Below are 13762 nucleotides of genomic sequence, written 5' to 3' on the forward strand. Positions count from 1 at the left end.
CAGCGTCTCGGGCCCCACTGCTGAAATGCACCAGCCGCAGAGTCTGGCTGACGAAAGCCGCATCGGTGCTGCTGGCCGAGGGTCGAAGGGTTCTCGGCTCACTGGCCGCGGCCGAGCGGCGCGCCCGGAGCGGCTCGACGAGTCGTCCCCAGCTCGTCCTGTCACCAAGACCGGTCCCTCCGGTGACCGCCTGGCGGAATTGCTCGACGTCTACGCCACCGAACCGGAGGCAGTTACCGTCGACCTACCGCTCTGCGAGTCCCAACCGCAAGACCACCGCACAACGGCCGAGCCGACGTGGCGCTGCTGCACCAGCTCGGCAGCGAAGAGTGCTCGTTCTCGGGAAGGCATGGTGTCGTCCACCGCGAACGCGGCCGGGTCGGTGAACCGCGCGACCCACACAGCCGACCGACGCTTGAGTTTCCCCACGCCGGTGGTCCTGTGGAGGAGCACGGACGGCTAGCGGAAGTCATGACGACTTGGCGCACTGGGACCAATTCTGGCTTTGTGCATGTTTGGTGCCACCGTACAGCGGTATCACGCGTCAGTCGCACCTCGCCGCCCGTCCGTCGTGCGCTCGTCGTGCCGAACACTCTGTGGTACAGTGGGTAACAACCCGTCACTTGACGTTACTGTAGATGTACAGGGCAGTTGGCGGTCGTGGTAGGGACCGAAGGTCCGATCTGCCCCCATCGGGTCGAACGGTATCGGCGTTGTGTCAGATCACCGCTGCCGGAGACCAAGGGTGCGGCCGGATCATTCCACCTGGCTTGTTCTGCGCTCAACCAGGAGGACTCCAGAGATGGCCGAGTTGTGCGGAAAGACAGTCGAGCCTGACCTCCTCCCGTTTCGACACTTTATTGTCGATGACTTATGGGAAGCCGAGCTGTTGACATCGGTGCTCGATGAGTTCCCGGACGATTCCGATGACCGGTGGATTCGATACGAGAGCGCCGACACCGAGGAAAAGCTCGAAGGCCCAGAGATGATGTTCGGGCCCACCACTCGCCGCCTGGTCCGCATGATCGCCGAAATCGGCCCCAGCCTGAGCTCCGTGTTCGACATGCCGCCCCTCCGGCTGTCCACGGAAGGCGGTGGATACCACCAGACGAACCCGGGCGGCGGGTTGGCTGTGCACGCTGACTTCAACCGGAGCGAGGACGGCCTCTACCGGCGAGCCAATGTGATCATCTACCTCAATCGCCCGGATAAACCGGTCGAGGGTGGCGAGCTCCAACTCTGGGACCTCGATGGACCTCGAAAGTACGTTGTTCCGCAGTTCAACCGAACACTGGTCTTCGAGACCAGCGACCACTCCTTTCATGGGCACCCGGAACCGCTCCGCGGTGTGCACCCGCGTCGGAGCTTCGCCGCATACTTCTTCTCCGTTGAGCAACCCGTCGGATACTCCGAGGAGCACAGCACCATCTGGCACCCGCGAGGGATGCGGACGCCATGAGTCTGAATGTCCTCCTGATCGGCTACGGGTTCATCGCGCAAGGGCACGAAGCCCATTATCGAACCAATGGCCAGGTGACGATCGCCGGAGTCGTCGACCACTCGCCGCAGCGCCGGCAAGCCGCCGAAGGTCACGGTCTCACGGTCTTCGCCGACGTGGCGACCGCTGTGCGGGAACTTGACATCGACTTCTTCGACATCTGCACACCGCCGACCTCGCACGTCAGGTACATCACCATGGCACTGGATCACGGTGTCAGCGCCCTGTGCGAGAAACCCATGTTCGTCGACGGGTCGGCCGTCGAGGCGGACATCTTCGATCGATCGATCGGCGGAGACGTCTTCGCCTTCCCTGTGCACAACTACCGCTTCGCGCCCGTGTTCCGAAGGTTGCAACAGGTCGCGGACAAACATGTCGACGGACCGGCATTCGGTGAAGTGCGGGTGGTCCGCAGCGGACATGCCCGCGGGGTCGTTGACTGGCTGCCGGACTGGCGACGGGACAACGCCATTGCCAACGGCGGGATCCTGACAGACCATGGCCCGCACGCGATCTACACCGCCGAGATGATGGCCGGCTCTCGGGTCGAGGCGGTGTCGGCGTGGTTGCACTCCGAGTCCACCGACAGCGACAATGAAACCACCGTCAACCTTCGGCTGCGCTTCGCCAACGGTGCGAGCACCACAGTGTTCCTCACGTGGGAGGCCGACACTCGCGAGTCGCACTACGCGATGATCTTCGAAGACGGTTTCGTCACTGTTGACGACGACCACATCCACAGCACCGTTCCCGGGTTCCGGTTCGCAGAGGACATCCGATCGGAATTCAACGACGCGTCGCACTCGTCATGGTTCGGCGGGGTTCTGCACGAATACTTGTCGGCATATCAGGACAAAAAACTGCGACACTCCCGACTGGTTGAGGCGCGACGGGTACAACGCTGCATCTCGGCAGCGTATTCGTCGGCGTCGAACAACGCTCGGTGGCAGGCGGTCGAGTCATGACCGACGTCGGACTCCACACCTCGGAGTTGCTGGACACGGCATTGCGGGTGGATGCTCGCGCGCGAGCCCGCGGTCCGATCACCGGACGGGAGTACGACGTCGCCGCTTACCCGGTGCACGCGCGCAGCGCTAAGGGCTCCCGAATTCGTGACGAGAGTGGCCGCGAGTACCTCGACTTTCTCCTCGGTTACGGCCCGATCATATTGGGCCACAATGACGATCGAATAAACAATGCGGTAATCAGGTGTCTCGTGGATGGCGGGGCGAACTGCATGGCACCGTTGTGGCCGCCGGAGCAGGTCGAACTATGCAACCTGCTATGTGAGGTCGTCCCCAACGCCGAATCAGCATTTCTACTCAAGACGGGTTCTGATGCCACCTCCGCTGCGGTGCGCCTAGCCAGGATACACACCGGGCGCGAAGTTGTCCTCCGGTCGGGTTACAACGGATGGCACGACTGGTCGGCACCGCATCCGGTGGGCATCCCGAAGTCGGTTCGGTCGCTCACCCAGGAGTTCAGCTTCGACGACCTGGAGAACCTCGAAAAGCTTCTCTTGGACAACGCGGGCCGCGTCGCTGCGGTGATGACGACCCCGTTTCAGGAGTCCCGGACCACCAGCGCACACCTCGCGGCGATTAGGGACGCGGCGCATCGCCACGGAGCCCTGTTCATCCTGGACGAAATGCGAAGCGGTTTCCGGCTCGCTCTCGGCGGCGCGCAGGAGTACTTCGGGATCGACGCAGACATGGCAACCTTCAGCAAAGCGATGGCCAACGGCTTCGCGATCTCCGCGCTCACCGGTCGTGCGGACGTGCTCGATGGCCTGGCGCGAACGAAGATCTCGTCAACGTTCTTCGCCAGCCGCCCGGAGATGGCGGCGGCGATCACCACCATGAGGCTGCTGCGTGACACCAGTGCGCTGGAGACGATCCGGACCCGAGGGGAACAGTTGATGGACGGCATGCGCCCGATCTTCTCGAGCCGTCGGGACGTAGTGAGCGTGCATGGGTATGGACCGATGCCGGCACTGGTGTTCGCGCCGGATCCTGCTGCTCGCGCTGCGGCTGACCGGTTCGTGGAGGCGTGTGTGGCACGGGGCGTGCTGGTCCACCCGAACCACCAGTGGTTCGTCTCCGAGTCGCACACATCGAAGGACATCGATCACGCGCTCGAAGTCTTCGACGCAGCCGCGGCAGCGTTGTGATAGCGGAATTCGAGCAAGTCACGGATCGCTTGTTGCAAGCTGTCCTCGACGTCGAGGACGTCCTCCGGACCGTGGATCGAGATGGCCGGGAGTCGACCGAGGGGTCGCCAAACCCCGCCGACACCGCCGCGCACCGGCACCTGGTGTCCAGTGCGGCGGCGGTGGGGGTGCGAGCGATTTCGGAAGAGGACGCGCAACCGAGCGAGGTAGGCCCGCTCTCGGCTGATCTGCGGCTTTATGTCGACCCCATTGACGGCAGCCGGAACTGGGAGACCGGAAGCGGCCCCTTCGGTCCGAGCGTGTGCCTGCTGGACTCGGGAGGTCCACTGTGGAGTGCGGTGTACGACCTCGATGCCGGCCGGCTGGTGACGGCGGAACGCGGTCGTGGTGTCACCACCCGGTCGACGCTGCCGCACCATGACGTCGAACGCCGTCCACCGGTGGTATTGGGTGGACCTTCGTGGGCCCCGTACGAACCCGGTCTGCGGCATGCGGTCAACGGCGCCACGGCGCACGACCTATGCGCACTGGCCCTGGGTGAGTACGAGATCTACCTCGACACCACGAACACCGTTCGCCCGTGGGACTACCTGGGCGGTCTGCTCGTCCTGCGGGAGGCAGGCGGCTACTGCGCCGATCTAGACGGTCGTGTGCTCGTTCCGGATGCGGAAGAGCGCTTCACCCGCAGGCTCGTTGCCTTATCTCCGGCCATGACGAGGATGGTCCGCACGTCGAGTACGGGGAGGACCTCAACGTGAGAGTCGGTGTCATCGCGCCACCGTGGCTCGTTCCTGCCACGTCCTACGGCGGTGTCGAAAACGCGATCGATACGGTGTGCAGGGGCTTGGCGATGCTCGGCAACGACGTGTTCCTGTGGGCGGCTGAAGGATCGACGTGTCCTGTGAACACAAGCGGGTCGCAGGCCGCGACGGACAACGCGGCCGCGTGGCACTCGGCCCCGGAGGAGGCGGACCACGTCCTGAAGGGATATGAATGGCTGGACGGACATGCTGTCGACGTCGTGGAGGACCACACCTACCTCGGCCCGCTGATCGGGTCCCTGCTGACTCGCGCGCCCGTCGTCGCGGTGAACTCGTTGCCTTTCACTTCACCGCATCGAAAGGGATCGCATCCCGATTTGTCGCGCATCTATGCCGAAGCGGCTCGGCGCGCTCACGTGGTGGCGATTAGCGCCGACCAGGCGACAGGCGCGACTGCTCCGGTCGCGGCCGTCCTCCACCACGGGACTGGATTCGTCGAGGAGACCGCTCGGTTGCAAGCCAGGTCACCTGACCCCGACAGTTATGCGGCGGTGCTCGGGCGCATGTCACCGGACAAGGGAATCGTCGAATCAATCAGGGCAGGTCTGTACGCCGGACTCGGCGTTCGCATCGCGGCCCGGATGGAGGAACCCAGGGAGTTCGCCTACTTCCACGATCAGGTGGCGCCGCTAGTGGACGGGGACCGCGTCACCTATCTCGGCTGCCTGGGGCGTGCGAAGCGCGATTCCTTCCTCGCAGAAGCCGCCTGTTTGATCAACCTGGCGCAGTGGCCGGAGCCGTTCGGTCTGGTGACCATCGAGTCGATGGCCGTTGGGACCCCCGTCGTGGCAACTCGCGTGGGAGCGGCTCCGGAGCTCATCACGCCGGGGGTAACCGGTTTTCTCGTCGAATCCGAACTCGACGCGGCCGAAGCCGTGGCCGAGTGCGAATCTCTCGACCGGTCTGCGGTCTATCACGAGGCGCGGAGGCAGTTCAGCGCGACGGCGTGCGCACGCCGACGAATGACCTTCTACTCGGAAATCCTGAAGGGTGCCCATTCGTGACCGATGAATCCTCGGAGAGGGACACGGCGCAGGATGTGGCGGTCTCGATCCTCATCGTCAACTGGAACTCCGCCAGCGAGACCGCGAGCTGCGTCAAGTCCGTGCGCAGCCGTGGTCCGGCCGACCAGATCGAGTTCATCGTCGTCGACAACGCGTCGAGCACGTCGCTCGGACCGATCGAGCAGGTGCTCGGGCCTGCCGACGAATTGATCGTGTCGCCGGTGAACCTCGGCTTCGGTGCGGCCTGCAACCTCGCCGCCACCATCGCACGTGGACAGAAGCTGTTGCTGCTGAACCCCGATGCCCGGGTGGATGCAGGTGCCGTGATACGGATGGCGGATGCGCTGGATGCCGATCCAACGGTGGGTTGCGTCGGGATTCGCCACGTGTTCGAGGACGGTTCCCTCCAGTGGAGCACGGATGACGCGCCCAGCGTCGGTCGGGAGATCTTCTTCCTGACGCCCTTGGCCGATTGGAAGCCAGCCCGCCTACTGATCGGTTCTCCACGTCGGTGGTCCGATCACACCGAAGACCTCGACGTGGACTGGGTCAACGGTGCCTGTATGATGATCACGAGGAATGCCTGGGACGACGTGCACGGATTCGATGAGCGGTTCTTCCTGTTCGCGGAGGAACTCGACTTCTGTCGCCGAATTCGGGCTTCAAACCGAAGGGTGCGGTTTCTGTCCGATCCTACCGTGGTCCATCGCCTCGGTGGCAGCTTTTCTCACGGCAATGCCCGAGAACTGAGACTGGCGCTGCTGAACCAAGGCATGCTCCGCTACTTCCACAAACACCACTCATGGCCGACTTATATCGTGTTCGACATCGGCTTGAGATTCGTAGCGCTCGCCGGCATCACGTGGTCCGGCGCGGCGGCCTTCTGTGAGCGGTGGCGTGGACAGAAGCTGCCCTCCGAGGTGTGGGCCCGCCTGTGCCAGGGCGAGCCGGGAATATCCGGACGGGCTTGCATTCGAGCTTGGTGGCGAGTGCTTACCGTCCGCCGGGACGCCGTTCTCCGACCGTCATCGGAGTCCGCTGGATGATCACACTGGGACTGTACCGCTACGTCCGGCTCGCCCGCCTGGACGGCGCGAAGCCCCTGATGGTGTTCAGCGCGCTGGCTCGACTCGGTGCGGCGATGATTGGTGTCGGTGTGATCTCGATGATCGCGTTCCGGGACAATGGTTTCGACACCGCCGGCATCGTCACCGCAGCGGGCCTCGCATCGCTGGGCGTCTGTGGTCCGTTCGTCGGGCGGTTCATGGATCGCGTCCGCGGCGGAGCGTGGGTCTTCGCGGCCTGCGCGGCGTCGATGGCGAGCCTGCTGTTGGTGACGTGGCTGTCGTTCACGCACGCGCCGGCGTACGTGCTCGCCATCGCCTACCTCCCGTTCGGCGTGCAGCCCCAACTCGGCGGGCTGGTGCGGGCTCGATGGGTGGAACAACTCGGCTCGGACCGCAAAGCCGTGCACACCGCCAACGCTTACGAACAGATCGTCGAGGAGAGCTGCTACCTCATCGGACCGGCGTTAAGCGGAGGTCTGGCCGCCTGGTTCTTCCCCGAGGCTGGCACCCTTGTAGCAGCCGCGTTGTTCCTCATCGGGGCCGCGGGGTTCGCGTTTCTGGTCAACCACGAGCGCAGGCCGGACGACGACCACGTCCGAGATCCGAACCGCTCGGCTCGCAGGCCGCTGTCGGACATACGGCTGCTCGGCTTGGCCGTGTCGACAGGGTTGCTCGGTGGCGTCTTCGGGTCCTATGACGTTCTCGCAGTGGCATACGGTGACCAGGCTGGTGCGCGTGGGGTCGGAGGCATGCTCATCGCCGTGTTCGCCGTGGGCTCACTGGTCGGAGGCATAGTGAACGGCGCGTACGCCTCGGCACGACATCCATCGCGCCGACTGGTCGGGTGCCTGTTCGGGTTGTGTGTATCGCTCGCGTTCGCACCCTTCACGCAAACGATCCCTCTACAGTGCATTGTGGCGTTCGGTGCCGGTTTGTTCGTGGCGCCGTCGCTCGCGGCGTCAATGACGTGGGCTCAACAGATCGTGCGCCGAGACAGCTTGGTCGAAGGGATGGCAATCGTCACGACCGCAATCATGTTCGGCGTGTCGGTCTCGGCCTGGATTGCCGGTTTGGCCGCAACCGCGCTGTCGATGCCGTACGCCTTTCTTCTGTCGTTGGGGTTCGCCGTCCTGTCGCTGTCAGGCTGCTTGGTATGCCGCCACCTGAGCTCCCCCGATAAACCGAGGCGGTTGTTGAATTGAAAGTGATCGGTTGCCTGTAGATTCGTGCACTCGGCACGGTTTAACCCCGCAACGTCCGGCCTGTCGTGCCTATGAGCAGCAGCCCGCCGCAGTGCGGACCTGCCCGGACGGGAACTGTCCGGCGATCGAGGCACGCGCGAAGGCGAAGGGCGCGGCGATCGAGTGGGTCGACCAGTGCGGATTGCGCTCGGACACAGCCGCTCAGTCGTTCCTGGGAGCCGAGAGTGCCACGTCGATCGTTGCAGGTTACAGGGAACGGCTGCCGGGCGTCGTTAGATTCAATAGCTACATCGTCGATGTTCCCGTGAAGTCTCCGGAAGTCCGATGTCGAGCAGCATCCGGTTCTCGGTCGTGTCGACGCATGGGCCCGCAGTGAAGCGCCCCGGTCCGATGCCAGCAGGTCGGATGCGCATACACATCGCGCTGTTGTCGCCCATCGACCGGGCCCGGACGGCGGTCGCCGAACTGCCCACCACCCGTCGGCAGCCTGCTGGCGTCGTGTGGAGTCCGGTTCCCGAAGTCTCATCGATCCTCGCCGGGACTTCCGGTACCCCGCGCCGCCCTCAAAGGCACCCGGGAGTGGCCGCACCCGAGTAAAGCGGCGACGCCTGGAGGAACCCTCCAGGACACGCACTCAGCTCTTGCCCACCCCGCGCCAGGCCTGATCGGGAGTCGACGTGGTGTCGGGCAACAACTCGACCAAGGCCGCCTCGTGCGCGACGAATCCCACCCCCGAGTCAACGCCGCCCCGGGCAGGTCCGACAGACCTCGCGCGGGACCCGGTGTTGAACCGGTTGAGCGGTTGAGTCGGGTGGGTGGGGATTCACCGCCGCGGGGGGGAGGTGGCGCACCGACGCCCACCCGACCGGGTGGCGCGGCCCGTCAGCCGCTCCGCCTGCCGCAGCGCCTGGCGGACCACGGCGTTGCCGCGGTAGGGCCGGAGACGGCCGTGGAAGGAGTGCAGGGCCGAGCACATGCGCCCCGAGCGCACCTACGAGCACTCGTCGAGGAAGTACCGCCAGGTCGTGCACGCCTGTTCCGGGTCACCCCCGCGCAGTTGCAGCTCGGTCAGCTGGTGCGCGGTCAGCAGGCGCGAACGGCGCTCGGCCGCCAGCCGGTGCCGCAACGACCCCCGTAGCGAAACCTCGGCCTGCCGATGGTCGCCCAGGAACGCCGGCGCTTGAGCCCCAGGTGCCCCACGTCGGCGCGGGCGATGCCCCGGTGGGCCGCGGGGCTCCGTCGTCGGTCGTCTCCAGCCGCCTCTCCGCCTCGGTCAGCCGGCTCAGGGCCGCCCGCCAATCGGCGAGCGCGGCGTGCGCGACGGCCGCCTGCCCGAGCAGGACGGCGCGCACGTGCCGACGCGGTCCACGGCGGCGTCGGTCAGGCGCGCGGCCTGGCGGTAGTGGCCCAGGAAGCACGCCTGCGCGCTCATGCCGCGCAGCACCAGGAGTGGCCGATGCCGTCACCCACCTCGTCGACCAGGTGCAGCACCACCCGGAAGTAGCACTGGGCCAGGTGGTGGTGCAGGTCGTCGAAGCACATGAAGCCGATCAGGTGGGTCGGCGCGGACGCGGCGCTGACCAGCTGCCCACCGCCGAGCACAGCCGGTTCAGGACGCCGGCCAGGTCGGCTTCTTTCCGCTCCTCCACCGTCCTGGCTTCGAGCTGGGCGGCCACGTCGCGCTGACCGGTCCCGATACGGTCGGCGTACGACAACACCCCCTGATCCACCACCCACACGTCCGCGACCGCACCGGCTCGACCGGTCTCGCCCTCGACCTACGCGCCAACCTGCCCGCCCTGGTGGAATCCCGAGCCCTCGTCACGCGGGTGGGGTGGGTCAGGTGTTGTTGCGGTAGTCGCGAGGCGGGGTGCCGGTGTGGCGCCGGAAGGCGCGGCTGAAGTCGGCCGGACGGGAGAAGCCCCAGCGTCGGCCGATGGTGGCGATGGTGAGGTGGTCGAGACGGCGATCGGCCAGGTCGTGGCGGGCTCGGTCCAGGCGGCGAACGCGGATGTGAGCGTTGACGCTGACGGGGTGGTGCTGCTGGAAGATGCGGTGCAGGTAGCGCAGGGAGATCCGGTGGGCGACGGCGATCGTGGTGGGATGCAGCTCCGGGTGGTGCAGGTTCTCCTCGATGAAGGCGATGATGCGCAGGTAGAGGGTATGCGTGGGTGAGCGCAGCGGCGGGTTCTCCCGCTCCAGGTGGTGGGCGAGCACCGCGGTGGTCAGGTCCACCACGATGGCCTGGAGGCGCAGCGCGTCGCGTTCGGTGCAGTCGGTACCGCCGTCGGCCAGGGAGGCGAGAAACGCGGTGAGGAGGCGGCCGATGCCCTTGGTTCCGGGCAGCGAGGTGGCGCAGAGGCCGGCCACCTGGCGGGCGGGCAAGGGCAGCATCCTCCTGGGGAACTGGAGGAGGACCGTCTCCGCCGGCGAGGTCCCGCTGACGATCGCCTCGAACGGCCGGGAGCTGTCGTAGATCACGAGTTCGCCGCGGCGGAGCGTGGCGCCAGCGTCGTTCTGCGCTATGTCCTGCCGACCCGCCCGGATGAGGCCGACCTGGTAGTACTCCGGGTCGGACCTGCGGATCTCCTTCGGTGACCGCCTCGACGACAACGACGTGTAGACCATCGAGGTGACCTGCGCGTCTCCGAGCGGCACGGCACGGAGGCGAGCGGTGAACGCCTCCGGGTCCGGGCTGTCGAGCGCAGTCGGTATCAGCGAGGCGGCGGTGATGTCCCGCCACGCCTCCAGGCGTTCCGGTGCGGCGATCGTGGCGCTGTCGAACACAGTGAGCACGGCTCCCCCGCCTCCCCCGACGTGGTTCCACGGTGCCCGGCCGCAGCGGGACCTGTCAACGTGCGCTGTGTGCGTATGACTGTGCGCTCTGCGGCAACGACAAAGGTGCGCCTTCCGGCTAGAACTGGGACACGAGACAAGACCGAACCGCGCCGACGCACCTTCCCGGCCGCGAAAAGGAGCATCATTCATGAGAGAAATTGCAGTCTTCGGTTTGACGAGCGCGTTGACCACGGCCACGTTTGTCGTCGCGGCCCAAAGCCCGGCGGCCGCCGCTGCGACCGACATCGGCACGATGGCCTCGGTGAGCTGCCACGTCGTTACCAGCCACTGCCAGAGCTCCACCATCGCCGCAGGCTCCAACCACACGATCTCGTACTCTGTCGGCGCCGGTGGTACGTGGAACGGGTGCAGCTGGCGCGTGAAGGACATCAACACCGGAGTCTCGATCGCGAGCGGCCGGACCGGTGCCGCCGGGCAGGACAGCGGCTGGAGGGACAACCTGCACGGAACTTATCGGATCGAGTTGTGGAACTGTTCATTCGGTGCCGTCGGTGCTCTCTACAGCTGAACCTCGTCAGCCGTGCCCGAGGCGGGGCCGAGACCGCCCCGCTCACGCCGGTGGTGGGGCGGGGTGGTCGGGTCGGTCACCCGAAGTCCTTCCGGGAACGGGTCCTGTCCGCCGTGGCGCGCGGGAAACCGGGCGACACAGCGCGGGCGGCCGCCGCGGTGGTGTGCCGCACCGCGTGCAGGACGGCGCTCGCGGAGGGCAACCACCGGCGGTCCGGGTCGGGTGCGACGAGCCAGGACTTCGACGGTCTCGGTGACGGGAGGGGCAGTGCGGCGCCCATCCGCGGGCACCTGACCCCGAGCGGCATATCCGCCTGGGCGAACACGATGTCGTCGACGTCGCAGAGGAAGGCTACCCGGTCGTTGTCCGTGCCGGTGCGCAGGACCGGGCCGACGGCGCCGAGGTCGCTCAGGCGCCTGAGGACTCCTCCGGCCAGGTGGGCGGGCACCTCGAAAGCGGCCAGGCCGCCGGTGAGGATGAGGTGGACACCGCCGCCCGCGATGTCCACCGGCCAGCCGAGGTTGTGCCGGTACCACTCGGCGGCCCCGGTCGCGCCGCGCCGCGGCTGGCGGATCGCGGTCGCCGTCTCGGTCCGGTGTGCCTGGATCGTCATGGTGGGCCTCTTCTCGGGAAGGTCGGTCCCAGCTGACCACGCCATCGCCGTCGCGGGAGGTCGTCGGGGTCGGCTGTGCCCGCCTGGGTCGGGTTGCCTGCCCGGACGCCCCGGCGCGCTACCCATCGGCCACCTGCGGTGGTTCCGGGAGGTCCATACCGGACGGTCCCAGGTTGCACTCCAGTGCGGCGCGCCACTCCCCGGAGCCGATCATCTCCTCCAGGGCCGCGTTGACGTCCGCCAGGCCAGCGGTGTCCTCCTTGGCCAGGCCCATGCCGTACCGCTCGGTGGTGAACGGCTCGCCGACGAGCTTGAGCAGTTCCGGGTTGGCGGCCACGTACCCGGCGAGGATGACCTCGTCCGTGGTGACCGCGTCGACCTTCCCCGCCAGCAGCGCGGTGACGCAGTCCGAGTAGTCGCCGTACTCGACCAGCCGCACGCCGCGCGCGGAGCCGTCCCTGACCTTCTGCGCCGACGTCGACCTGGTCACGGAGCACAGCCCCTTGCCGTCGAGCGCCGCCGGGCCGGTGATGTCGGTGTCGGTGAGGCGCACCAGCAGGCCCTGCCCGGTCTCGAAGTAGGGTCCCCCGAACGCGACCCGCTCCCGGCGCTCCTCGGTGATGGAGTAAGCGGCGACGACGAAGTCCACCGAACCGTCCTCGATCAGCGCTTCCCGGTCCGAGGGGCGAGCCTCGCCAGGTGATGTCCTCCTCCGCCGCACCGAGCGCGGCGGCGACGTACCGGGCCACGTCCATGTCGAAGCCCACGTACTTGCCGTCGGCGAGGCGCTGCCCCAGGCGACGTGGTCAGTCGCGGTGGACCACTGGACGGCATCCGGCACCGCACGTCCACCTGCTCGCCGGCGGGCGGCGCCCCTGTCGCCCGTCACGCACAACCGCGCGTCCGCGGACCACGGTGGCGGCTTGCGCTCGTGACCAGTGCGGCGCCGGAAGATCAGTTGTGCCGCGGTCCGCCTGGCCACCACGCTGGTTCACCTAGGACAGGATCGGGGGACATCCGGTGGGTCGCGGTAGTCCGCGGACGAAGGCCGCGGTGTGGCGGCGACCGCACCAGGCCGTGGGTCACGCGGATGGGCCCGGCAGCCGGTCCACTGCGGTGCCCCGCACGGGCGTCAGCTGTCCGCGAGGTCCTGGCCCAGGAGTTGTCCCGCGCGTTCGATGCAGCGCATCCGGGCGGGAGAGAAGTCGTACGGCATTTTGGTGAACGCCGCGAAGGCGCTCATCTGCGTTTCGTGCTCCTCGTCGAGGTTGTCGTAGATCTCGAAGAGCTCCTCCTCGGCCCTGTCCAGCCCGGTGGCCTCGACGGCCTCTTCCACGGCCTTGAGGTGGGTGTACCGCTGTCTGGCGAGTTCTTCGACACGCGGGTCATCGGGCTCGACGCTGTCGTCGAGTGCGGCCTCGGCCGCGTCGAGACGGTCTTCCTCGGCCCGCAGGTCGGGGTGGGTGGCCAGCACGATGAACGAGCTGGCCTGGACAGCGGCACCCAGCGGGCCGAAGATCCGTTCCGTGACCAGCAGGGCGTCCACATCGGAGGGACGCAGCGCGCCGGGAGGCAGGTGGCCGAGCCGGTCCGTCACCAGGTCCGACAGCAGCCCCAGTGGACTGCCCACGGCCCGCAGGCGCTGAACGGCCACGCGTTGACGTCTGATCTCGGCCTCCTGGGCGGCCAGGGCCTCCTCCAGTCCAGCCAGGTTTTCCTCGATGTCCCGGGTTTCGTCGAACGCCGCCCGCATGTCGTCGAGCCTGATGCCGGCCTCCGCCATCCTGCGGATCCACAGCAGGCGGATCATGTCGTCGTAGCCGTAGCGGCGGCGGCCGTCCCCTCCGCGCTCGGGCTCACGAAGCAGACCGATCTGGTGGTAGTGGCGGATGGCGCGCGGGGTCGTTCCGGCGAAGGCGGCGGCATCACCGATCTTGACCTGGCGGGGAGACGTGAAGGAGAGGTGCATCGCGGACGGAGCCTTTCGTGCCGTGGTGCCTCCAAGAACAGCACATGCCGC

At 67.1% G+C, this 13762-nt stretch carries 15 protein-coding genes; 8 read left to right on the plus strand and 7 right to left on the minus strand.

Annotation, left to right across the window (positions count from 1 at the left end; genetic code table 11):
• The first annotated feature begins 802 nt into the window (after window positions 1–802).
• The 7 genes from Q5530_RS13125 to Q5530_RS13155 are packed head-to-tail and all read left to right on the plus strand — an operon-like array spanning window position 803 to window position 7762.
• The gene (locus Q5530_RS13125; protein ID WP_415362463.1) at window positions 803–1459 is read left to right on the plus strand and encodes a 2OG-Fe(II) oxygenase; all 657 of its coding nucleotides are present in this window, start codon (window positions 803–805) and stop codon (window positions 1457–1459) included.
• Complete coding sequence (locus tag Q5530_RS13130) at window positions 1456–2463, plus strand: Gfo/Idh/MocA family protein (RefSeq protein ID WP_415362464.1); 1008 nt, start codon at window positions 1456–1458, stop codon at window positions 2461–2463. Before Q5530_RS13125 ends, Q5530_RS13130 begins: the two co-directional genes overlap by 4 nt.
• Entirely contained in the window at window positions 2460–3668 is a 1209-nt protein-coding gene (locus tag Q5530_RS13135; RefSeq protein WP_415362465.1) for an aminotransferase class III-fold pyridoxal phosphate-dependent enzyme, read from the plus strand. Before Q5530_RS13130 ends, Q5530_RS13135 begins: the two co-directional genes overlap by 4 nt.
• Window positions 3669–3700: 32 nt before the next feature.
• On the plus strand, window positions 3701–4426 hold the full coding sequence (locus Q5530_RS13140) for an inositol monophosphatase family protein (protein ID WP_415362466.1): 726 nt from the start codon (window positions 3701–3703) through the stop codon (window positions 4424–4426).
• Window positions 4423–5493 (plus strand): glycosyltransferase, encoded by a 1071-nt coding sequence (locus tag Q5530_RS13145; RefSeq protein ID WP_415362467.1) that lies wholly within the window; start codon window positions 4423–4425, stop codon window positions 5491–5493. Before Q5530_RS13140 ends, Q5530_RS13145 begins: the two co-directional genes overlap by 4 nt.
• A complete protein-coding gene (locus Q5530_RS13150) occupies window positions 5490–6539 on the plus strand; it encodes a glycosyltransferase family 2 protein (RefSeq protein WP_415362468.1) in 1050 nt (349 codons plus the stop codon). Before Q5530_RS13145 ends, Q5530_RS13150 begins: the two co-directional genes overlap by 4 nt.
• Complete coding sequence (locus Q5530_RS13155) at window positions 6536–7762, plus strand: MFS transporter (protein WP_415362469.1); 1227 nt, start codon at window positions 6536–6538, stop codon at window positions 7760–7762. Before Q5530_RS13150 ends, Q5530_RS13155 begins: the two co-directional genes overlap by 4 nt.
• Before the next feature lie 991 nt (window positions 7763–8753).
• Here Q5530_RS13155 and Q5530_RS13160 read toward each other — a convergent pair.
• The 4 genes from Q5530_RS13160 to Q5530_RS13175 form a co-directional block, all read right to left on the minus strand.
• Window positions 8754–8888 (minus strand): hypothetical protein, encoded by a 135-nt coding sequence (locus Q5530_RS13160; protein ID WP_415362470.1) that lies wholly within the window; start codon window positions 8886–8888, stop codon window positions 8754–8756.
• A 156-nt stretch (window positions 8889–9044) separates the two neighbouring features.
• Entirely contained in the window at window positions 9045–9194 is a 150-nt protein-coding gene (locus Q5530_RS13165) for a hypothetical protein (protein ID WP_415362471.1), read from the minus strand.
• On the minus strand, window positions 9191–9364 hold the full coding sequence (locus Q5530_RS13170) for a hypothetical protein (protein ID WP_415362472.1): 174 nt from the start codon (window positions 9362–9364) through the stop codon (window positions 9191–9193). Before Q5530_RS13170 ends, Q5530_RS13165 begins: the two co-directional genes overlap by 4 nt.
• A gap of 237 nt (window positions 9365–9601) precedes the next feature.
• Complete coding sequence (locus Q5530_RS13175; RefSeq protein WP_415362473.1) at window positions 9602–10558, minus strand: helix-turn-helix domain-containing protein; 957 nt, start codon at window positions 10556–10558, stop codon at window positions 9602–9604.
• A gap of 190 nt (window positions 10559–10748) precedes the next feature.
• Here Q5530_RS13175 and Q5530_RS13180 point away from each other — a divergent pair, with 190 nt between their 5' ends.
• Window positions 10749–11129, plus strand: a complete 381-nt coding sequence (locus Q5530_RS13180; protein WP_415362474.1) for a hypothetical protein — start codon at window positions 10749–10751, stop codon at window positions 11127–11129.
• A gap of 76 nt (window positions 11130–11205) precedes the next feature.
• On the opposite strand, the gene Q5530_RS13185 is transcribed toward Q5530_RS13180, so the two are convergent.
• The 3 genes from Q5530_RS13185 to Q5530_RS13195 all read right to left on the minus strand — a co-directional run bounded on the left by Q5530_RS13185 (window position 11206) and on the right by Q5530_RS13195 (window position 13711).
• Window positions 11206–11742 (minus strand): hypothetical protein, encoded by a 537-nt coding sequence (locus tag Q5530_RS13185; protein ID WP_415362475.1) that lies wholly within the window; start codon window positions 11740–11742, stop codon window positions 11206–11208.
• Window positions 11743–11860: 118 nt separating this feature from the next.
• Complete coding sequence (locus Q5530_RS13190; protein ID WP_415362476.1) at window positions 11861–12391, minus strand: transporter substrate-binding domain-containing protein; 531 nt, start codon at window positions 12389–12391, stop codon at window positions 11861–11863.
• A 483-nt stretch (window positions 12392–12874) separates the two neighbouring features.
• Window positions 12875–13711, minus strand: a complete 837-nt coding sequence (locus Q5530_RS13195) for a MerR family transcriptional regulator (RefSeq protein ID WP_415362477.1) — start codon at window positions 13709–13711, stop codon at window positions 12875–12877.
• Between the last annotated feature and the right edge of the window lie 51 nt (window positions 13712–13762).

This window comes from Saccharothrix sp. BKS2 (assembly GCF_047689505.1).
GTDB classification, from domain to species: Bacteria; Actinomycetota; Actinomycetes; order Mycobacteriales; family Pseudonocardiaceae; genus Actinosynnema; species Actinosynnema lopnurensis.

What these genes read in the sequence shown, in the direction of transcription:
- Q5530_RS13125 (WP_415362463.1), top strand. Translation starts at nt 803, where the DNA reads ATGGCCGAGTTGTGCGGAAAGACAGTCGAGCCTGACCTCCTCCCGTTT.
- Q5530_RS13130 (WP_415362464.1), top strand. Translation starts at nt 1,456, where the DNA reads ATGAGTCTGAATGTCCTCCTGATCGGCTACGGGTTCATCGCGCAAGGG.
- Q5530_RS13135 (WP_415362465.1), top strand. Translation starts at nt 2,460, where the DNA reads ATGACCGACGTCGGACTCCACACCTCGGAGTTGCTGGACACGGCATTG.
- Q5530_RS13155 (WP_415362469.1), top strand. Translation starts at nt 6,536, where the DNA reads ATGATCACACTGGGACTGTACCGCTACGTCCGGCTCGCCCGCCTGGAC.
- Q5530_RS13165 (WP_415362471.1), bottom strand. Translation starts at nt 9,194, where the DNA reads ATGAGCGCGCAGGCGTGCTTCCTGGGCCACTACCGCCAGGCCGCGCGC.
- Q5530_RS13180 (WP_415362474.1), top strand. Translation starts at nt 10,749, where the DNA reads ATGAGAGAAATTGCAGTCTTCGGTTTGACGAGCGCGTTGACCACGGCC.
- Q5530_RS13185 (WP_415362475.1), bottom strand. Translation starts at nt 11,742, where the DNA reads ATGACGATCCAGGCACACCGGACCGAGACGGCGACCGCGATCCGCCAG.
- Q5530_RS13195 (WP_415362477.1), bottom strand. Translation starts at nt 13,711, where the DNA reads ATGCACCTCTCCTTCACGTCTCCCCGCCAGGTCAAGATCGGTGATGCC.